Source organism: Veillonella nakazawae (assembly GCF_013393365.1).
GTDB lineage: Bacteria > Bacillota > Negativicutes > Veillonellales > Veillonellaceae > Veillonella > Veillonella nakazawae.
In genome coordinates this window covers 1,302,910-1,317,764 of sequence record NZ_AP022321.1, presented here as the reverse complement: position 1 = coordinate 1,317,764, position 14,855 = coordinate 1,302,910, and the positions used below count along the sequence as shown (strand labels likewise).

At 37.7% G+C, this 14,855-nt stretch carries 14 protein-coding genes; all 14 read left to right on the top strand.

Features of this window, described 5'->3' with window-relative positions:
* Positions 1-8: 8 nt before the first annotated feature.
* The 14 genes from feoB to VEIT17_RS05920 all read left to right on the top strand — a co-directional run bounded on the left by feoB (position 9) and on the right by VEIT17_RS05920 (position 14,821).
* Positions 9-2,378, top strand: a complete 2,370-nt coding sequence (gene feoB, locus VEIT17_RS05985) for a ferrous iron transport protein B (RefSeq protein ID WP_178885258.1) — start codon at positions 9-11, stop codon at positions 2,376-2,378.
* 231 nt (positions 2,379-2,609) lie between these two features.
* Positions 2,610-2,816, top strand: a complete 207-nt coding sequence (locus VEIT17_RS05980) for a FeoB-associated Cys-rich membrane protein (RefSeq protein ID WP_178885256.1) — start codon at positions 2,610-2,612, stop codon at positions 2,814-2,816.
* A gap of 107 nt (positions 2,817-2,923) precedes the next feature.
* Positions 2,924-3,184 carry a DUF6110 family protein gene (locus tag VEIT17_RS05975; protein ID WP_005376730.1) on the top strand — a complete coding sequence of 87 codons (261 nt, stop codon included), beginning with the start codon at positions 2,924-2,926 and terminating at the stop codon, positions 3,182-3,184.
* A gap of 16 nt (positions 3,185-3,200) precedes the next feature.
* On the top strand, positions 3,201-5,339 hold the full coding sequence (locus VEIT17_RS05970) for a heavy metal translocating P-type ATPase (RefSeq protein WP_178885254.1): 2,139 nt from the start codon (positions 3,201-3,203) through the stop codon (positions 5,337-5,339).
* Positions 5,340-5,454: 115 nt separating this feature from the next.
* Positions 5,455-5,859: a hypothetical protein gene (locus VEIT17_RS05965; RefSeq protein WP_060924801.1), complete on the top strand. Its 405-nt coding sequence runs from the start codon at positions 5,455-5,457 to the stop codon at positions 5,857-5,859.
* Complete coding sequence (locus VEIT17_RS05960) at positions 5,852-6,694, top strand: hypothetical protein (protein WP_119208339.1); 843 nt, start codon at positions 5,852-5,854, stop codon at positions 6,692-6,694. Before VEIT17_RS05965 ends, VEIT17_RS05960 begins: the two co-directional genes overlap by 8 nt.
* Positions 6,695-6,743: 49 nt before the next feature.
* Positions 6,744-7,532 (top strand): ECF transporter S component, encoded by a 789-nt coding sequence (locus VEIT17_RS05955; protein WP_178885252.1) that lies wholly within the window; start codon positions 6,744-6,746, stop codon positions 7,530-7,532.
* Positions 7,533-7,599: 67 nt separating this feature from the next.
* On the top strand, positions 7,600-7,743 hold the full coding sequence (gene scfA / locus VEIT17_RS05950; RefSeq protein WP_004693318.1) for a six-cysteine ranthipeptide SCIFF: 144 nt from the start codon (positions 7,600-7,602) through the stop codon (positions 7,741-7,743).
* A gap of 166 nt (positions 7,744-7,909) precedes the next feature.
* Positions 7,910-9,319: a thioether cross-link-forming SCIFF peptide maturase gene (gene scfB / locus VEIT17_RS05945; protein WP_039969275.1), complete on the top strand. Its 1,410-nt coding sequence runs from the start codon at positions 7,910-7,912 to the stop codon at positions 9,317-9,319.
* 35 nt (positions 9,320-9,354) lie between these two features.
* Positions 9,355-11,634, top strand: a complete 2,280-nt coding sequence (gene hypF / locus VEIT17_RS05940; RefSeq protein WP_178885250.1) for a carbamoyltransferase HypF — start codon at positions 9,355-9,357, stop codon at positions 11,632-11,634.
* 143 nt (positions 11,635-11,777) lie between these two features.
* On the top strand, positions 11,778-12,020 hold the full coding sequence (locus VEIT17_RS05935; protein WP_156719259.1) for a HypC/HybG/HupF family hydrogenase formation chaperone: 243 nt from the start codon (positions 11,778-11,780) through the stop codon (positions 12,018-12,020).
* Positions 11,989-13,107: a hydrogenase formation protein HypD gene (hypD, locus tag VEIT17_RS05930; protein WP_178885248.1), complete on the top strand. Its 1,119-nt coding sequence runs from the start codon at positions 11,989-11,991 to the stop codon at positions 13,105-13,107. The genes VEIT17_RS05935 and hypD overlap by 32 nt, the downstream gene beginning before the upstream one ends.
* Position 13,108: 1 nt before the next feature.
* Positions 13,109-14,116, top strand: a complete 1,008-nt coding sequence (gene hypE / locus VEIT17_RS05925; protein ID WP_178885246.1) for a hydrogenase expression/formation protein HypE — start codon at positions 13,109-13,111, stop codon at positions 14,114-14,116.
* A gap of 258 nt (positions 14,117-14,374) precedes the next feature.
* A complete protein-coding gene (locus VEIT17_RS05920; RefSeq protein WP_005387067.1) occupies positions 14,375-14,821 on the top strand; it encodes a hypothetical protein in 447 nt (148 codons plus the stop codon).
* Positions 14,822-14,855: the final 34 nt, after the last annotated feature.

Genomic DNA, 14,855 nt, shown 5'->3' with positions numbered 1-14,855 from the left:
AGGTTCACATGGCAGAAAAAGGGCAAATTCGCATTGCCTTAGCAGGTAACCCTAACTGTGGTAAAACTACAATGTTTAACAATATCACAGGGGCGAAGCAACACGTTGGTAACTATGCCGGCGTTACAGTAGAAAAAAAGGAAGGCTATAAGAAATTTGATGGCCATGATTTATTGTTTATTGACTTACCAGGTACATATAGCTTAACTGCACGTTCCTTGGATGAGTTAGTAGCGCGTAATGTTATCGTAAATGATAACCCAGATGTAATTGTTAATGTTCTTGATGCATCTAATTTGGAACGTAACTTATATTTAGCTGCACAATTATTGGAACTTGAAAAGCCAATGGTTATTGCTCTAAACATGTCTGATGTTGCTGAAGATATGGGCATCAAATATGACCTAAAAAAAATGGCAGAAATGACAGGGGCTACAATTGTTAGCACAGTAGGTCGTACAAACATTGGTACAAATGAGTTGTTAGCAGCAACAGTTAGTGTAGCTGCTTCTCAAAAAGCTCCTGGTGTAACAATTAACTATGGTGATTTGTTAGAAGGCAAAATTAGTGAACTTGTAGAAGAGCTAAAACAAGCTGGTACTGTTACATATCCACTTCGTTGGGTTGCTGTTAAGTTGTTAGAAAAAGATGCGGACGTTATTGGCAAAGTTATGCGCTTTGATAATACGGAAGCTGTTATTCAAAAGGCTGAAGCTATTCGTGAAGAAATTAAGGATCAAGTTGATCTTGATATTGTCTTCCAAGAATATCGTCACCGCTTCGCAGTAGAAGTATATAATACATGTTTAACACAGGCTCCTACACAATTAGAAACGCGTTCTGACCGTTATGATAAAATTTTAACTCACCGTATTCTTGGTTTGCCAATTTTTATGGTTGTAATGTGGTTACTATTTAACTTTGTAAATACTGTAGGTGCTATTCCTCAAGGTTGGATTGAAGATGGCTTTACTGCATTACAAGCATGGGTTGTAACAGTTATTCCAGAAGGTCAGTTACAATCACTTATTTCTGACGGTATCATCGCCGGTGTAGGTGCTGTACTATCCTTCGTACCATTAATTCTATTATTATTCCTTGGTATCTCTTTCTTGGAAGATACAGGGTATATGGCACGTGCTGCCTTCGTTATTGACCGTGTAATGCGCGCTTGTGGTTTACATGGTAAATCGTTTATTCCTTTATTATTAGGTTTTGGTTGTTCCGTACCATCCGTAATGGGTGCACGTATCCTTGATAACTACAAAGATCGTATGGTAACAATCTTAATTACTCCATTCATGAGTTGTTCTGCACGCTTACCTGTTTATACTTTGTTTGCAGCAGCATTTTTCCCTCCTGAATGGGCTGGTACTGTAGTATTTGGTGTGTATGCACTAGGTATTGTATTTGGTATCGTATTTGCTAAAATTTTCCGCAAATATTTATTTGCTGGCGAAGCAGAACCATTCGTAATGGAATTGCCTCCATATCATTTACCAACTTTAAAAGCTACATTAACTCATATGTTTGAACGTGGTATTATGTACCTTAAAAAAGCAGGTACTTTCATCCTTGCTGCCTCCATCCTCGTATGGTTTATCACAACATATCCAATGGATGTAGAATACTCCAAAGATTATGATGCATTGCATGATCAAGTAGCTCAAACATATGAAATGAAAGATGCAGAAACTTTGGCTCATTTTGGTATCGCTACAGATGAACAAAAAGACCAAGTTAATGAAATCGTTGACAATATGAAATCTACTGTAGCAGATGCCACTACACAAGCAGAGGATGCTGGAGAAGCTGCTCCTGAAATCGAAGTAGAAGATGATTCTGAAGCACCTGAATTGTTCAATGACATTAAAGAACAAAATGAACAATTATTCCCAGTAGCATGGTCTATGTACAAAAATAGCGTTAATTTAGATGATGAAAATCAAAAAATTGACCAAGAAAAAAATTCTGAAAAATTGGAACAATCCTATGCTGCTATATTCGGTAAAGCAATCAACCCAGTTCTTAAACCATTAGGCTTTGACTGGAAAATCGGTGTATCTCTCGTGGCTGGTTTAGCGGCTAAAGAAGTTGTTGTATCTACATTGGGTACTATCTATGCTGTAGGTGGCGATACAGATCATCCTCAAGCATTGACTGATTACTTACAAAATGATCCACACTTTACACCATTGATTGCATTAACATTAATGCTATTCATCTTGATTTACCCTCCATGTATCGCAGCGCTAGCAGTTATTAAACGCGAAACTGGTTCTTGGAAATGGATGCTATTCATGTTCTTCTATGAAAATGCTTTCGCATGGATTGCATGCTTTATTTTCTACAATATTGGTTTGGCACTAGGCTTCTAATTAAAGCGTAGCTAATCACTATGGTTTACATTCCTTAGATACCTAGAACTAAATTGTATTGACATAATGTGATTTAATTATAGAAAAATTTAAAAAAAATCTTGCCAATTATCATTATTTATGGTTAAATGATAATGAGAAAAGGGAAATATCCAAATATATTGCTTTTAACTCATTTATCATATATCAATTTATGAAAATTTGGTGGATATTGAGAAAGAAGGAATTATAATGGATAACCTAATTATAGGACTCATAGTGATATTAGCATTGGCTTATCTTGGTACAAAAATTTATAAACAAGTGTCTGGTAAAGGTGGCTGCGGCTGTGGTAGCGGTGGCTCCAAGTCTGGCTCTAAAAAATCTTCTGGTTGCGGTGGTAGCTGCAGCTGTGATGGTTCCAATAAAGCACTAGGCATTAAACGTACCGCTAAGTAAGCTAATACGAATTCTGAATTTGAATGAGGGGTCTCTATAATGGGCTCCTCTTTTCAAATATAGTAAGTAAATTTTTTATATATTTATTAGTAGAAAGGGATATTATCATGTTCAACTTCAACCAAAACAATCTTAAAAACGCTAACTTATTCGCAGCAGGTCTTGCATTGGGTACTGTAGGTCTTAAAGTGTTAACTTCCAAAGACGCAAAAAAAGTATATGCTGGTATCGTAGCAGCTGGTCTTCGCGCTAAAGAAACTGTATTAGAAACAGCTGAAAAAGTACAAGCATCCGCATCTGATGTATTGGCAGAAGCTCAAGAAATCAACGAAGCACGCAACGAAGAAATCTTTGAAGAAAACAAATAATTAGAGGATTGCAGATATGTTACAATTTTCTGTTGTACGAAAACTCAGAAATCGCTTGCATGTTAAGGTAACTGGTCATCGCTTTACAGAGGCTGAAGCAGCTTATGTAGAGGATACATTACTCCTTAATGATGCAATTGTAGATGTAACCTTCTACACTCGTAGCAGTCAAATCGCCATTAAACATAATGGCGATTCTGATTCTGTGCGTGATGCAGTGTTAGCTCTACGCGATTTAGATTTGTCTGAAGCTCCTGCTTTAAACGAATATTCTCCTCGCTTGGTAAATAAAAAATACCGTGAAATGATGATCAACCGTACTGCACTTTACTTAGGTAAAAAAGCAGTGCTTCCTGCACCGATTGCAGCTGCATGGGCTTGGTTTGACGGTATTAAATTTATCGGTAAAGCGATTAAAACATTGTGGCAACGTAAGTTAACTGTCGAAGTACTTGATGGTGTAGCTATTGGTGCTGCATTACTTCAAAAGGATTACCCTACAGCTGGCGCTGTTATGTACCTATTAGGTATTGGTGATATCTTAGAAGAATGGACTCACCGTAAATCCGTATTAAATCTCGCTCAAAGCATGTCCTTGAACGTAGATAAAGTATGGGTTTTAGTTGATGACATTGAAGTGAGCAAGCCAGTTAACGAAGTTGTGGCAGGTGATAAAATCATTATTCGCCAAGGCGAAGTGATTCCATTGGATGGCGTCGTTATCGATGGTGTTGTTCTTGTTAATGAAAGCTCCATGACTGGTGAACCAGAAGCGGTTCGTCGCGATCAAGACAGTTCTGTATATGCAGGTACTGTTGTTGAAGACGGTAAAGCTATTGTAGAAGTACGTAGCACATCCAAAACATCTCGTTACGAAAAAATCGTTAACCTCATTGAAGAGTCTGAACAAATGAAATCCGGTATGGAACAACAAGCATACCGCATGGCTGATAAATTAGTTCCAATAAGCTTTATTGGTGCTGGTTTAACATACTTGTTGACTCGTAATGTAATGAAAGCATTGTCTTTCGTAATGGTTGACTTCTCTTGTGCTCTAAAATTATCCATTCCATTAGCAGTACTTTCCGCTATGCAAGAAGCATCTAAACGCGGTATCACTGTTAAAGGTGGTAAGTTCTTAGAACAAATTGCACAAGCAGATATGATTGTGTTCGATAAAACTGGTACTCTTACAAAAGCAGAACCTGAGTTTGAACAAATCATCCCGTTCAACGGTCATGATGCAGATGAAATGTTGAAATTAGCTGCATGTATTGAGGAACATTTCCCTCACTCCATGGCAAAAGCAATTGTACGCGCTGCTAAGGATCATGACTTGCCTCACAAGGAAATGCACTCCGACGTAGAATACGTTGTAGCTCATGGTATTGCATCTAAAGTCGGTCGCTACCGTGTACGCATTGGTAGTGCTCACTACATCTTTGATGATGAAAAGACAAAAATTCCTGCAGATGAACAAGAAAAGTTCAATAATTTACCAAATTCATCTTCCCATATTTACCTCGCTATTGGAGGTACACTAGCAGCGGTTATTTGTATTAAAGACCCTGTTCGTGAGGAAGCAAAACAAGTTATAGCTGATTTACACACTTTGGGTATTAAAAAGGTTGTCATGATGACTGGCGACTCCAAACGTAATGCACAACGTGTAGCTGACGAACTCGGCATCGATGAATTGCATGCTGAAGTATTGCCAGAAGATAAAGCGGCTTATGTAAAACAAGCAAAAGCTGAAGGCTATACTGTTATGATGGTAGGGGATGGTATTAACGATTCCCCAGCAATTTCTGAAGCACATGTTGGTATCGCTATGAATGAAGGCGCTCCAATTGCTCAAAAAATTGCAAATGTTACTATTTCTTCCGACCATCTACAAGCTCTTGTAGATTTACGCCGCATTTCTATGGCATTGATGAAACGCATCAAAGCAAATTACAATGGTATCGTTGGTTTCAACGGTGCTCTTGTAGGTGGTGGCGTACTCGGTATTATGCCGCCAAGCCAAACAGCATGGTTGCATAATCTATTCACATTGGGTATCGGCTTAGAAAGCATGACTCCATTGTTGAAGAAAGAAGAACAAAAGGAAACTGTTCCTACAATTGATGTAACAGCTGACTCTGTAGTAGCTTAATTAAGAACCTCTATATAAGGTATTCATTTACCTGTATGGAGGTTTTTCTTTTTTGATGACATTTATCTATGATTATTGTAAAATACAAAGAGATTACATATCATAGGAGATCTATATGAACACATTAATGGATATTTGTAAAAGATCCGTTTATTTGAATCTATTTATCGTAGTAATTCCTATTATTGCATATATGATTCATAATGGATCAAGTGCTACCGTAGCACTTGTATGGTATTTACTTTTATCACTAATAATGCCTTGGGCATATTTATCGTTTAAAAGTAGTACCTTTGGAGATGGAAAATCGATTAGCCGTATTGCTTATGTTGTAAGTTGGATTATAATCCACGGCATTAGCTATAAAGGTATTTTTCTCGGTGTAGATTTATCGATGCTATGGAGCTGGCCTACAGCTGGCCGAGATGTAGCTTTTTTAGTAGCTATGTATATTGGTGTTACTATTAGCTTGCTTTTGGCATATGGTCTTACTCGTTTAGTAGGAGGCCGTAATGAATAAGAATTTCTGGTTATTCACCGTTGTCTGTGCATTATTTGTAAGTGCTGTAACAACAGTTCTTTCTTTGAGTGGAGCGCTAGCTTTACCAATCTTAGTATTCCCCGTGTTGTCCCTCGTAATACCTCTTATGGTACGAAGACTTAAGAATGCTAAATTTAATGACGATTTACCATTGAGTATGGGATATCATACGTATAGTTGGGCTTGGTGGACAGTATTTTCATTTCTTCATACGCCCTTTAGCTTTACTGCAGATAGTAGAATTGTAACAGCGTTGCTTCTTTTCGTGGTGTATTTTATAGTTCAAGTACTTATTGAACTTTGTGGGTTGCTAGCTACTAAGTTTTTCAATCGAAATCATCGATGGGGAATGGTAGATGAAGCACTCGATATAATTGGATATACTATTCCAATTCCATTCTTATATATTGGTTCACTCCTCTATATTGATCTACAAGATCCAATGGTTTATTTCATGTATGCGTCATCTATGAATGTAAATATACTCTTTGCAGAATTGGTGTCATTACTTATATCCTTATTGGTATTCGTATTCTATTTATACCCAAGAGAATTAGCCTATAAAGGTATACGATTATTTCGTATTGTTTTAACTGCTGGTTTATGGCTCGCTATGAATGCCCATATTTTATATGGTGGTTATATTCCAGAGTTTGTTTTATCTTTAGTTCCCACCGTTTTTCCAACGTATCAAGGTAATCCACTAGTGTTTGTTACCCCAACTTTGTTAGAAGCTGGTGTGACAGGTGTAGCAGTGATTATAGGTGCATTGGTAGAGCGTGGTATTATTTCACGACGCCGTGAACGTATTTAATTTCTAGTTTCGACTTATATCCGTAAGGAATGAGAACGAAGGAGGATCTATGAACAACAATGAACGTCCAGTGGATGATAACTCAACTGTATCAATCCAAGACAATGAAAAACTGAAGCAAGTTGAACGTAAAGAGCCAAAAAAGAAGAAGAGTGGCATTACGATTCGCGAATTAACAATTATTGGTCTATTAGCGGGGATTACTATTGCATTAGGTGTATCTGGCTATGGTATTATTCCATTAGGCCCTCTTAATGTAACTACGTTGCATGTACCCACACTTATTGGTGCTATCGTAGAGGGACCTAAAGTGGGTGCTTTTGTAGGCTTCATCTTTGGTTGCTATAGCTTGTGGCAAAATATTACAGCACCTAATATTTTATCTCCACTATTTATTAATCCAATCATTTCTGTGTTACCACGTATACTTTTCCCTGTATTAGCATATTTAGTATACTTATTATTGTGGAAAGCACCTCAAGGTCCACGCATTCTTGTATCTGCATTTATGGGTACTGTATTCCATACAATTATGGTTATGGGACTTATCTTCTTGCTTTACGCAGATATGTTTGCTGTTAAAATGAATCTTAGCCCAGATCAAGTATTAGGTTCTATTGTATTCTTATCTGTTACACATGGTATTCCAGAAGCAGTGTTTGCTGCTGTTATCGTGACACCAGTTGCATTGGCATTACGTAAGGTATTGCGTAAGGATACTCCTAAGAAAGAAAAAACTGATGCTGTTACAAGCGCTGCAACAACAGTAGGAGCGGATGAAAATAAAACTACAGAAGTTAATAAAATCAAATCTGTAGAAGAAAACATAACTAAATAGTATTTTACAGGCTTTTCATAAATATGATAAAATAAATATCATTCGATAAGTATTGAGGAGGATAACCATGGCTAAACGTATTCGTACTATCAACACTGAATCCTTGCAAAAAACTGCTAAAACTGGCGGTTGTGGGGAATGTCAAACATCTTGCCAATCTGCTTGCAAAACAAGCTGCACAGTTGGTAACCAAGTTTGCAAACAAAAATAATAAAGAGGCTCGCTTAGCGGGCCTTTTTTATTTATGTGTATAATACATACTTTGTATGGTATATCTTTATGACTCTTTTCATAACGTTTAGCATGGAAATGTGGTACAATTATCTAGAAAGTTCTATATAGTAGAACTTTTACCATACATATTAATTGGAGGTACCATGTTAGAATTAAAACCAATGATCCATAAGTTTCGGATGAAGGATAACTATTACTGCTTAGATGTTAATAGTGGTATTATTCACGTTATCGACGAACTCATTGATAGAGTTCTTGACATATATGATGGCACTAATCGCGATGCAGTACATGCTGCATTAGATGCTAAGGAAGATGCCGTAGAACTTGATGAGATTATGGATGAGTTAGATGAGCTCATTAAAGCAGAGCAATTGTTTGCTCCGATGAGTACAGAGTTTAAACTTGTAGTAGGTGAAAAACCTATTGTTAAGGCATTATGCTTAAATATTGCTCATGATTGTAATTTAGCATGTAAATACTGTTTTGCCAGCCAAGGTGATTACGGCGGTGTAAAACGTGAATTAATGAGTTTTGATGTGGCGAAGCGTGCAGTGGACTTCCTCATTAAAATGAGCGGCCCTCGTCAACATTGTGAAATAGACTTCTTTGGTGGAGAACCTTTATTGAACTGGGATGTTGTTAAACAAACAGTTGAATATATTGAATCCATTCAAGAAAAGCACAATAAGATTTTCAAGCTTACATTGACTACAAATGGCATGCTGTTAACACAAGATAAAATCGACTATGTAAACGAACATAAGATGAGCCTTGTATTATCTTTGGATGGTCGTGAATCTGTACATAATGCGATGCGTCCTGTAGCTGGTAGTGGTGCGGAATCTTATAAATATATTGCTAAAAACCTTATCAATGCGGTAAAACAACGCCATGGTCTTGAATACTACGTACGTGGTACGTATACACATAAAAACTTAGACTTTACAAAAGACGTTATGGCTATGTCTGATCTTGGCTTCGAACATTTATCCATGGAGCCTGTAGTAGGTGAAGAGGGGGACTATGTTCTTCGCGAAGAGGATTGGCCTGTATTGGAAAAAGAATATGAAAAATTAGCAGATATTTATTTACAACGTCAATTAGATGGTTGGGGCGAGAAGTTTAACTTCTTCCACTTCCGTATGGATTTGTATCGCGGTCCATGTATGGCTAAACGCCTTCGTGGTTGTGGGGCAGGTCATGAATATATGGCAGTCGTACCAAATGGCGATATTTACCCATGTCATCAATTCGTAGGTAAAGATGGATATGTGCTTGGCAATGTGTATGATGGTTTACAAAATACAGAAATTCCTAAAGATTTCCGTAATACACATGTATTCTCTAAACCAACTTGTGCTGAATGTTGGGCGAAATTCTTCTGTTCTGGTGGCTGTCATGCTAACAACATTACATTAGGTGGCGATTTAGAAACACCTTATGAATTTGGCTGCCGCTTACAAAAGAAACGTATTGAATGCGCTATTATGATTCAAGCCGAGCTAGAACAAGCTGGCATTGATGGCAGTATTCCTGTAGCATTAGGTTAATAGCCATTAATTCTCCGTCTATAGTAGGAGTTTATATGAAACAAAATAGTAATCAAACTATAGAACGCTGGGGAATTCGTTATACCGGTATAGTTCAAGGGGTCGGATTCCGGCCCCTTGTTTCTATGTGGGCACATTCCCTAGGTTTAACAGGTTTTGTATATAATGATAGTCAAGGTGTTTACGTCGAGATACAAGGTTGTACTAGTGATTTGCAGTTGTTTTTAGATGCGATTCAAGATGACCAACCTCGATTGTGCCGCATTACAAGTCAAAGGGTACAACATCTTACTATACAAAATAATGAAGTTGAGTTCTCTGTGAAGACCTCTCCATTAGGCGAAGAGGTTAGTACGTTTATTAGTGCTGATACAGCGCCATGTGATGACTGTCTTAAAGAACTAGAACGGGACAAGCGTAGGAAAGAATATCCTTTTATTAATTGCACAAATTGTGGCCCTCGGTATACGATTATTAAATCTCTACCTTATGATCGTGAGCGAACGACGATGGATGAGTTTCCTATGTGTGAAGCTTGTAAGGCTGAATATGAGGATATAGAGGGGCGCCGTTATCGTGCTGAACCTAATGTGTGTTCTCTTTGTGGGCCGCATTATACTCTATATAAACCTAATCGTACGGTTGTAGATACAGTAAATGTATGGAATACAACTCGTGAATTAATTAACGAAGGTAGTATTATCGCTATAAAGGGGATTGGCGGCTATCATTTAGTTTGTGATGCTCGAAATGATGTAGCGGTCCAACGCTTACGTAAGCGTAAAAACAGACCACATAAACCACTAGCAATTATGGTAGGGTCTCTAGATACGGCAATCGAGCTAGTCCATCTTAGTGATGTAGAACTAGATATTTTGACTGGAATGGAACGTCCTATCGTATTATTAGAAAGAAATCACGATAGCTTAGTCCATTTGAGTACCCATGTAGCGCCAGATAATCATATGCTTGGCGTAATGTTACCATATACACCGATGCATGAGGTACTATTACCATCAGATGCGGCGTGGGTCATGACGAGCGGCAATCGTAGCGGTGATCCCGTTTTATATGATGATAATCAAGCATTTGAAGAGTTAGGGGCAGTGGCGGATTATTTTTTGGTCCACAATCGGAAAATTTATGCACCTCTCGATGATTCTGTTGTAACTGTTATTCATAAGAAACCTCGATTTATTCGTCGTAGTCGTGGCTATGTACCAGAACCTATTCATTGTGAAATTTCAGGGCAAACTTCGATATTAGCCATGGGGAGTGATTTAAAAAATGCTTTCGCTATGAATAAAGGTTCTGAAGTTCTTGTAGGACCACATATTGGTGATCTACAGAATGCATCCACTCATGCAACTTTGGAGTGGACTATTGACCGATATGAGAAATTATTTTCTATACAACCAGAGAAAATTATGGTAGATAGTCATCCTCAATTTTTCTCTTCTCACTTAGGGGAACGTATTGGTAAAAGTTCACAGATTTCTGTTATACCTGTCCAACATCATCATGCTCATATTGCATCAGTCATGGCAGAACACAATCTTGAAGGCCCTGTACTAGGTATTGCCATGGATGGTACTGGATATGGTCCAGATGGAAGCGTATGGGGCGGTGAATTTCTCCTTTGTAAAGGCAACGAATATCAGCGATTAGCTCATATCCATGAAGCGCCGTTACCAGGTGGAGAAAAAGCGGTTTCTGAGCCATGGCGTCAAGCCTTATGGTATATCAGAAATTATTATGGTAATGATATTCCACCTATTTACCAAGATTGGATGAACAGGCTACCTAAAGGTTGGGAAATATTAGATAAAGCATTACAATCTACAATGCCTATGATTCAAGCAACGAGCTGTGGACGTTTATTTGATGCAGCAGGTTCTCTTTTAGGCCTAGGCATGATTCATACCTATGATGCGCAAATTGCTATTGCATTAGAATCTTTATGTGGTGATGAAAAAGGCATATTGCTTGATTATAACTATGACGGTCGAATTCTTGATTTTACTCCAACTGTTCAATCTATTATGGATGGTGTCGTTAAAGGTGAATCTAAAGCTCATCTTTCAGCATCATTCCATAAAACCGTTGCCATTGCATTATGTGAAACTTCAGCCGATTTAATGGAGCGATATAATATTAGTGATGCGGCCATATCAGGCGGTGTATTTCAAAATCGCAAATTAGTAGAGTCAATATATCGCGCTTGGCATGTAGGCAATTTATATATGAATGAGGCTGTTCCTTCCAATGATGGGGGCTTAGCACTCGGCCAATTATGGATTGGTAATCAGAAATAGTTATATACTCATGTAGCTAGTATCACTTAATGAATACTATAATTGTGATACAATAATATTAGAAATATTTATATATAATGAGTTTACTTACATAAAAGTAAACTTATAGAATTTGTTATTAAAGTAATATATAAGGAGATAATATGTGCTTAGCTGTACCAGCACAGTTAATAGCTGTGAATGATGTTATTGGCACTGTAGAATTAACAGGTGCTACCCGTGACTGCAGCTTACTCCTCGTACCAGAAGCAAAGGTAGGGGACTGGTTGTTAGTCCATGCAGGTTTTGCTGTACAAATTGTTGATGAAGAAGAGGCACAAAAAACATTAGAGGCCTTTAAGGAGCTAGAAGAACTTGAAGAAGCTTACTTTGCAGGAAAAGCATAACAGTGCTGATGCGTTATTAAAACGTATCAATACTCTTCATAAGCCAGGGGAAACCGTGAGACTTATGGAGGTTTGTGGTACACATACTGTATCGATTTTCCGTGAAGGTCTTCGTCAGTTATTGCCAAGTGGCATTGAACTTGTTAGTGGACCAGGATGTCCTGTATGTGTAACGGATCAAACGTATATGGATAAGGCTTTGGCTTATGCTGAACGTGATGATGTTATTATTGCAACCTTTGGGGATATGTTAAAGGTGCCAGGTAGTTATAGTAGTCTTAGTGAAGCTCAAACAAAGGGTGCGCATATCCATGTAATTTATACGCCTTTAGAGGTAGTAGAACTTAGTAAGAAATATCCAGAAAAGAAAATCGTATTTTTAGCCATAGGTTTTGAAACGACTATTGCCGTTATTTGTGCAACTGTAAAAGCAGTTCATGCAGCAGGCTTGAAGAACGTTTTCTTCCTTGTATCTCATAAATTAGTGCCTCCTGCATTGCGAGCTTTATTAGATAAACAAGAAGGTCATATTGATGGTTTTATTTTGCCGGGTCATGTGAGTGTTATTATCGGAGAAGAACCATATCAATTCTTACCTGAAGAGTATCACATACCATCATGTATTGCTGGTTTTGATGGAATTGAAATTTTATCTGCTATAGCAAATATTTTAGAGCAACGAAAAACTAGTAATTTTATAGTAGGCAATACATATCATTCTGTAGTTATGCAGAAGGGTAATCCCGTAGCGCAAGCGATGATCAAAGAGGTATATGATGTATGTGATGATGCGTGGCGTGGTATAGGTGTCATTCCAAATTCTGGTTTAAGATTAAAGGACGAATATGCAGCCTATGATGTAGAACGTGCATTACCTATCCATCTTGAACGACCTTCTCTTGATCCGAAGGGTTGTCAATGTGGCCGTGTATTGCAAGGTCTTATTAAACCGAGTGAATGTCCATTGTTTGGTAAAAGTTGTACTGCTGACCATCCAGTTGGTGCCTGCATGGTATCTGTAGAAGGTAGTTGTGCTGCATGGTATAAATATGGTTATTCCAGTGGTGGATCGACGTGGGAGGATTAATATGGAGCGAGTTCGCTTAGTCCATGGAAACGGTGGTCGATATAGTCATGAGTTGACCGAGCGTTTTATTTTGAAATACTTTACAAATGATTTATTGGCTCCTTTACATGATGGTGCTCAATTTCCCGTTACAGCAGGACGTATGGCGTTTTCTACAGATTCCTATGTAGTACAACCAACGTTTTTCCCTGGCGGTAATATTGGTAAATTAGCTGTCTGTGGTACTGTGAATGATTTAGCCATGAATGGTGCTATTCCACAATATTTGAGTTGTGGACTTATCTTAGAAGAAGGATTGGCTTTTGATGAGCTAGATGAAATTCTTCATACTATGTCGGATATGGCTAAAGCTGCAAATGTACAAATTGTTACAGGAGACACTAAGGTTGTTAAAAAGGGCGAGGTAGATAAAATCTACATAAATACAGCGGGGATTGGCATGATTCCGGAGGGGATTGATATTGGTCCGCATCGTGTGAAAGCGGGAATGGATGTTATCTTATCTGGTGCTATTGGCGATCATTCTATTGCTGTTATGGGACAACGATTTGGATTGGATCTATCTGATGCGTTAAAAACTGACTGTGCTCCTTTAAATAACATGGTTCATGCTGTACTTGATAAAGTGGGACCTCAAGTGGCTCTATTGCGAGATCCTACACGGGGTGGCTTAGGGACTGTTTTAAAAGAAATTGCAGATCAAAGCCAAGTGGGTATTAAGGTAGAAGAAGCGGCTATACCAATTCACGCCGAAGTACAATCTGTTTGTGATATTTTGGGATATGATCCGTTATATTTAGCAAATGAAGGAAAGGTTGTACTCGTAGTAGATCCATCCGTTACAGATGAAGTTCTATCTATTCTTCACAGCTTTGAAGAAGGTAAAGAATCGGTGCTAATTGGCAAAACATTAGATAAGAATATTGGCAAGGTTGGTTTGCAAACTGCTATTGGTGGTGTTCGCTTAATCGATTTGTTAGGTGAAGATCAAGTTCCTCGTATCTGCTAATTATATAGACTAAGATTATTTTATATTTAGCTGATTTTATATGTATAAAAAGAATTTTTGTACTTATAGAGTGTGAAGAATAGTAGATATTGACAATAATCTTTTATGATAGTAGCATTAAATTAAGTTGTGTAAAATTCATTGATTGTTCATCGGACTTTTATACAATGCTAGTATCTTTATGTGTAAGTTCTTATACTTTCACTAGAATCTATGTATAGAATTTGTTAAAATATAAGTATCTATAGGAGGCTTATTATGAAAAAGAAGATTATTACAGCTGTTCTAGGGATTTGTTTAACTACAACTGCATTTGGTGGCATCTTGACTACTCAAGCTGGCGGCCTTAGCAGTATTCTTGGTGGTGCAGCTAAAATTGGTGGCATCGGTATTGTTATCAATAAATTCGGTCCTCAAATTGACTCTTTCTTAAATAAATTATTGAAACAAAATAACTTAAGCACAGAGTATACAACTAAAGTTGTACCTATTATCAGTATTGGTACAAAAGGTTATATTGGTGCTGCTCAAGTAACTGGCCCAGCATCTAGCATTGAACAAGTTAAAGCGGTTGCTCAAGTTGAAGGTAGCTTTAACGGTATGGTTCGTGTAAAAGGTTTAGTACCAGTTGATAGCACAAACCCAGTTGGTGCATCTCGTGTTCAAGGCGTAGGTGTATCTGCTATTATCGATTTGAAAATTTAATGGCCACTGAGCATATAAAATAGTAGACTCAGGG

Excerpts from the sequence above, each read along its gene's own strand:
- VEIT17_RS05935 (WP_156719259.1), top strand. The coding sequence starts at position 11,778 with ATGTGCTTAGCTGTACCAGCACAGTTAATAGCTGTGAATGATGTTATT.
- hypF (WP_178885250.1), top strand. The coding sequence starts at position 9,355 with ATGAAACAAAATAGTAATCAAACTATAGAACGCTGGGGAATTCGTTAT.
- VEIT17_RS05960 (WP_119208339.1), top strand. The coding sequence starts at position 5,852 with ATGAATAAGAATTTCTGGTTATTCACCGTTGTCTGTGCATTATTTGTA.
- hypE (WP_178885246.1), top strand. The coding sequence starts at position 13,109 with ATGGAGCGAGTTCGCTTAGTCCATGGAAACGGTGGTCGATATAGTCAT.
- VEIT17_RS05970 (WP_178885254.1), top strand. The coding sequence starts at position 3,201 with ATGTTACAATTTTCTGTTGTACGAAAACTCAGAAATCGCTTGCATGTT.
- VEIT17_RS05920 (WP_005387067.1), top strand. The coding sequence starts at position 14,375 with ATGAAAAAGAAGATTATTACAGCTGTTCTAGGGATTTGTTTAACTACA.
- VEIT17_RS05980 (WP_178885256.1), top strand. The coding sequence starts at position 2,610 with ATGGATAACCTAATTATAGGACTCATAGTGATATTAGCATTGGCTTAT.
- scfA (WP_004693318.1), top strand. The coding sequence starts at position 7,600 with ATGGCTAAACGTATTCGTACTATCAACACTGAATCCTTGCAAAAAACT.
- scfB (WP_039969275.1), top strand. The coding sequence starts at position 7,910 with ATGTTAGAATTAAAACCAATGATCCATAAGTTTCGGATGAAGGATAAC.
- VEIT17_RS05955 (WP_178885252.1), top strand. The coding sequence starts at position 6,744 with ATGAACAACAATGAACGTCCAGTGGATGATAACTCAACTGTATCAATC.
- VEIT17_RS05975 (WP_005376730.1), top strand. The coding sequence starts at position 2,924 with ATGTTCAACTTCAACCAAAACAATCTTAAAAACGCTAACTTATTCGCA.
- VEIT17_RS05965 (WP_060924801.1), top strand. The coding sequence starts at position 5,455 with ATGAACACATTAATGGATATTTGTAAAAGATCCGTTTATTTGAATCTA.
- feoB (WP_178885258.1), top strand. The coding sequence starts at position 9 with ATGGCAGAAAAAGGGCAAATTCGCATTGCCTTAGCAGGTAACCCTAAC.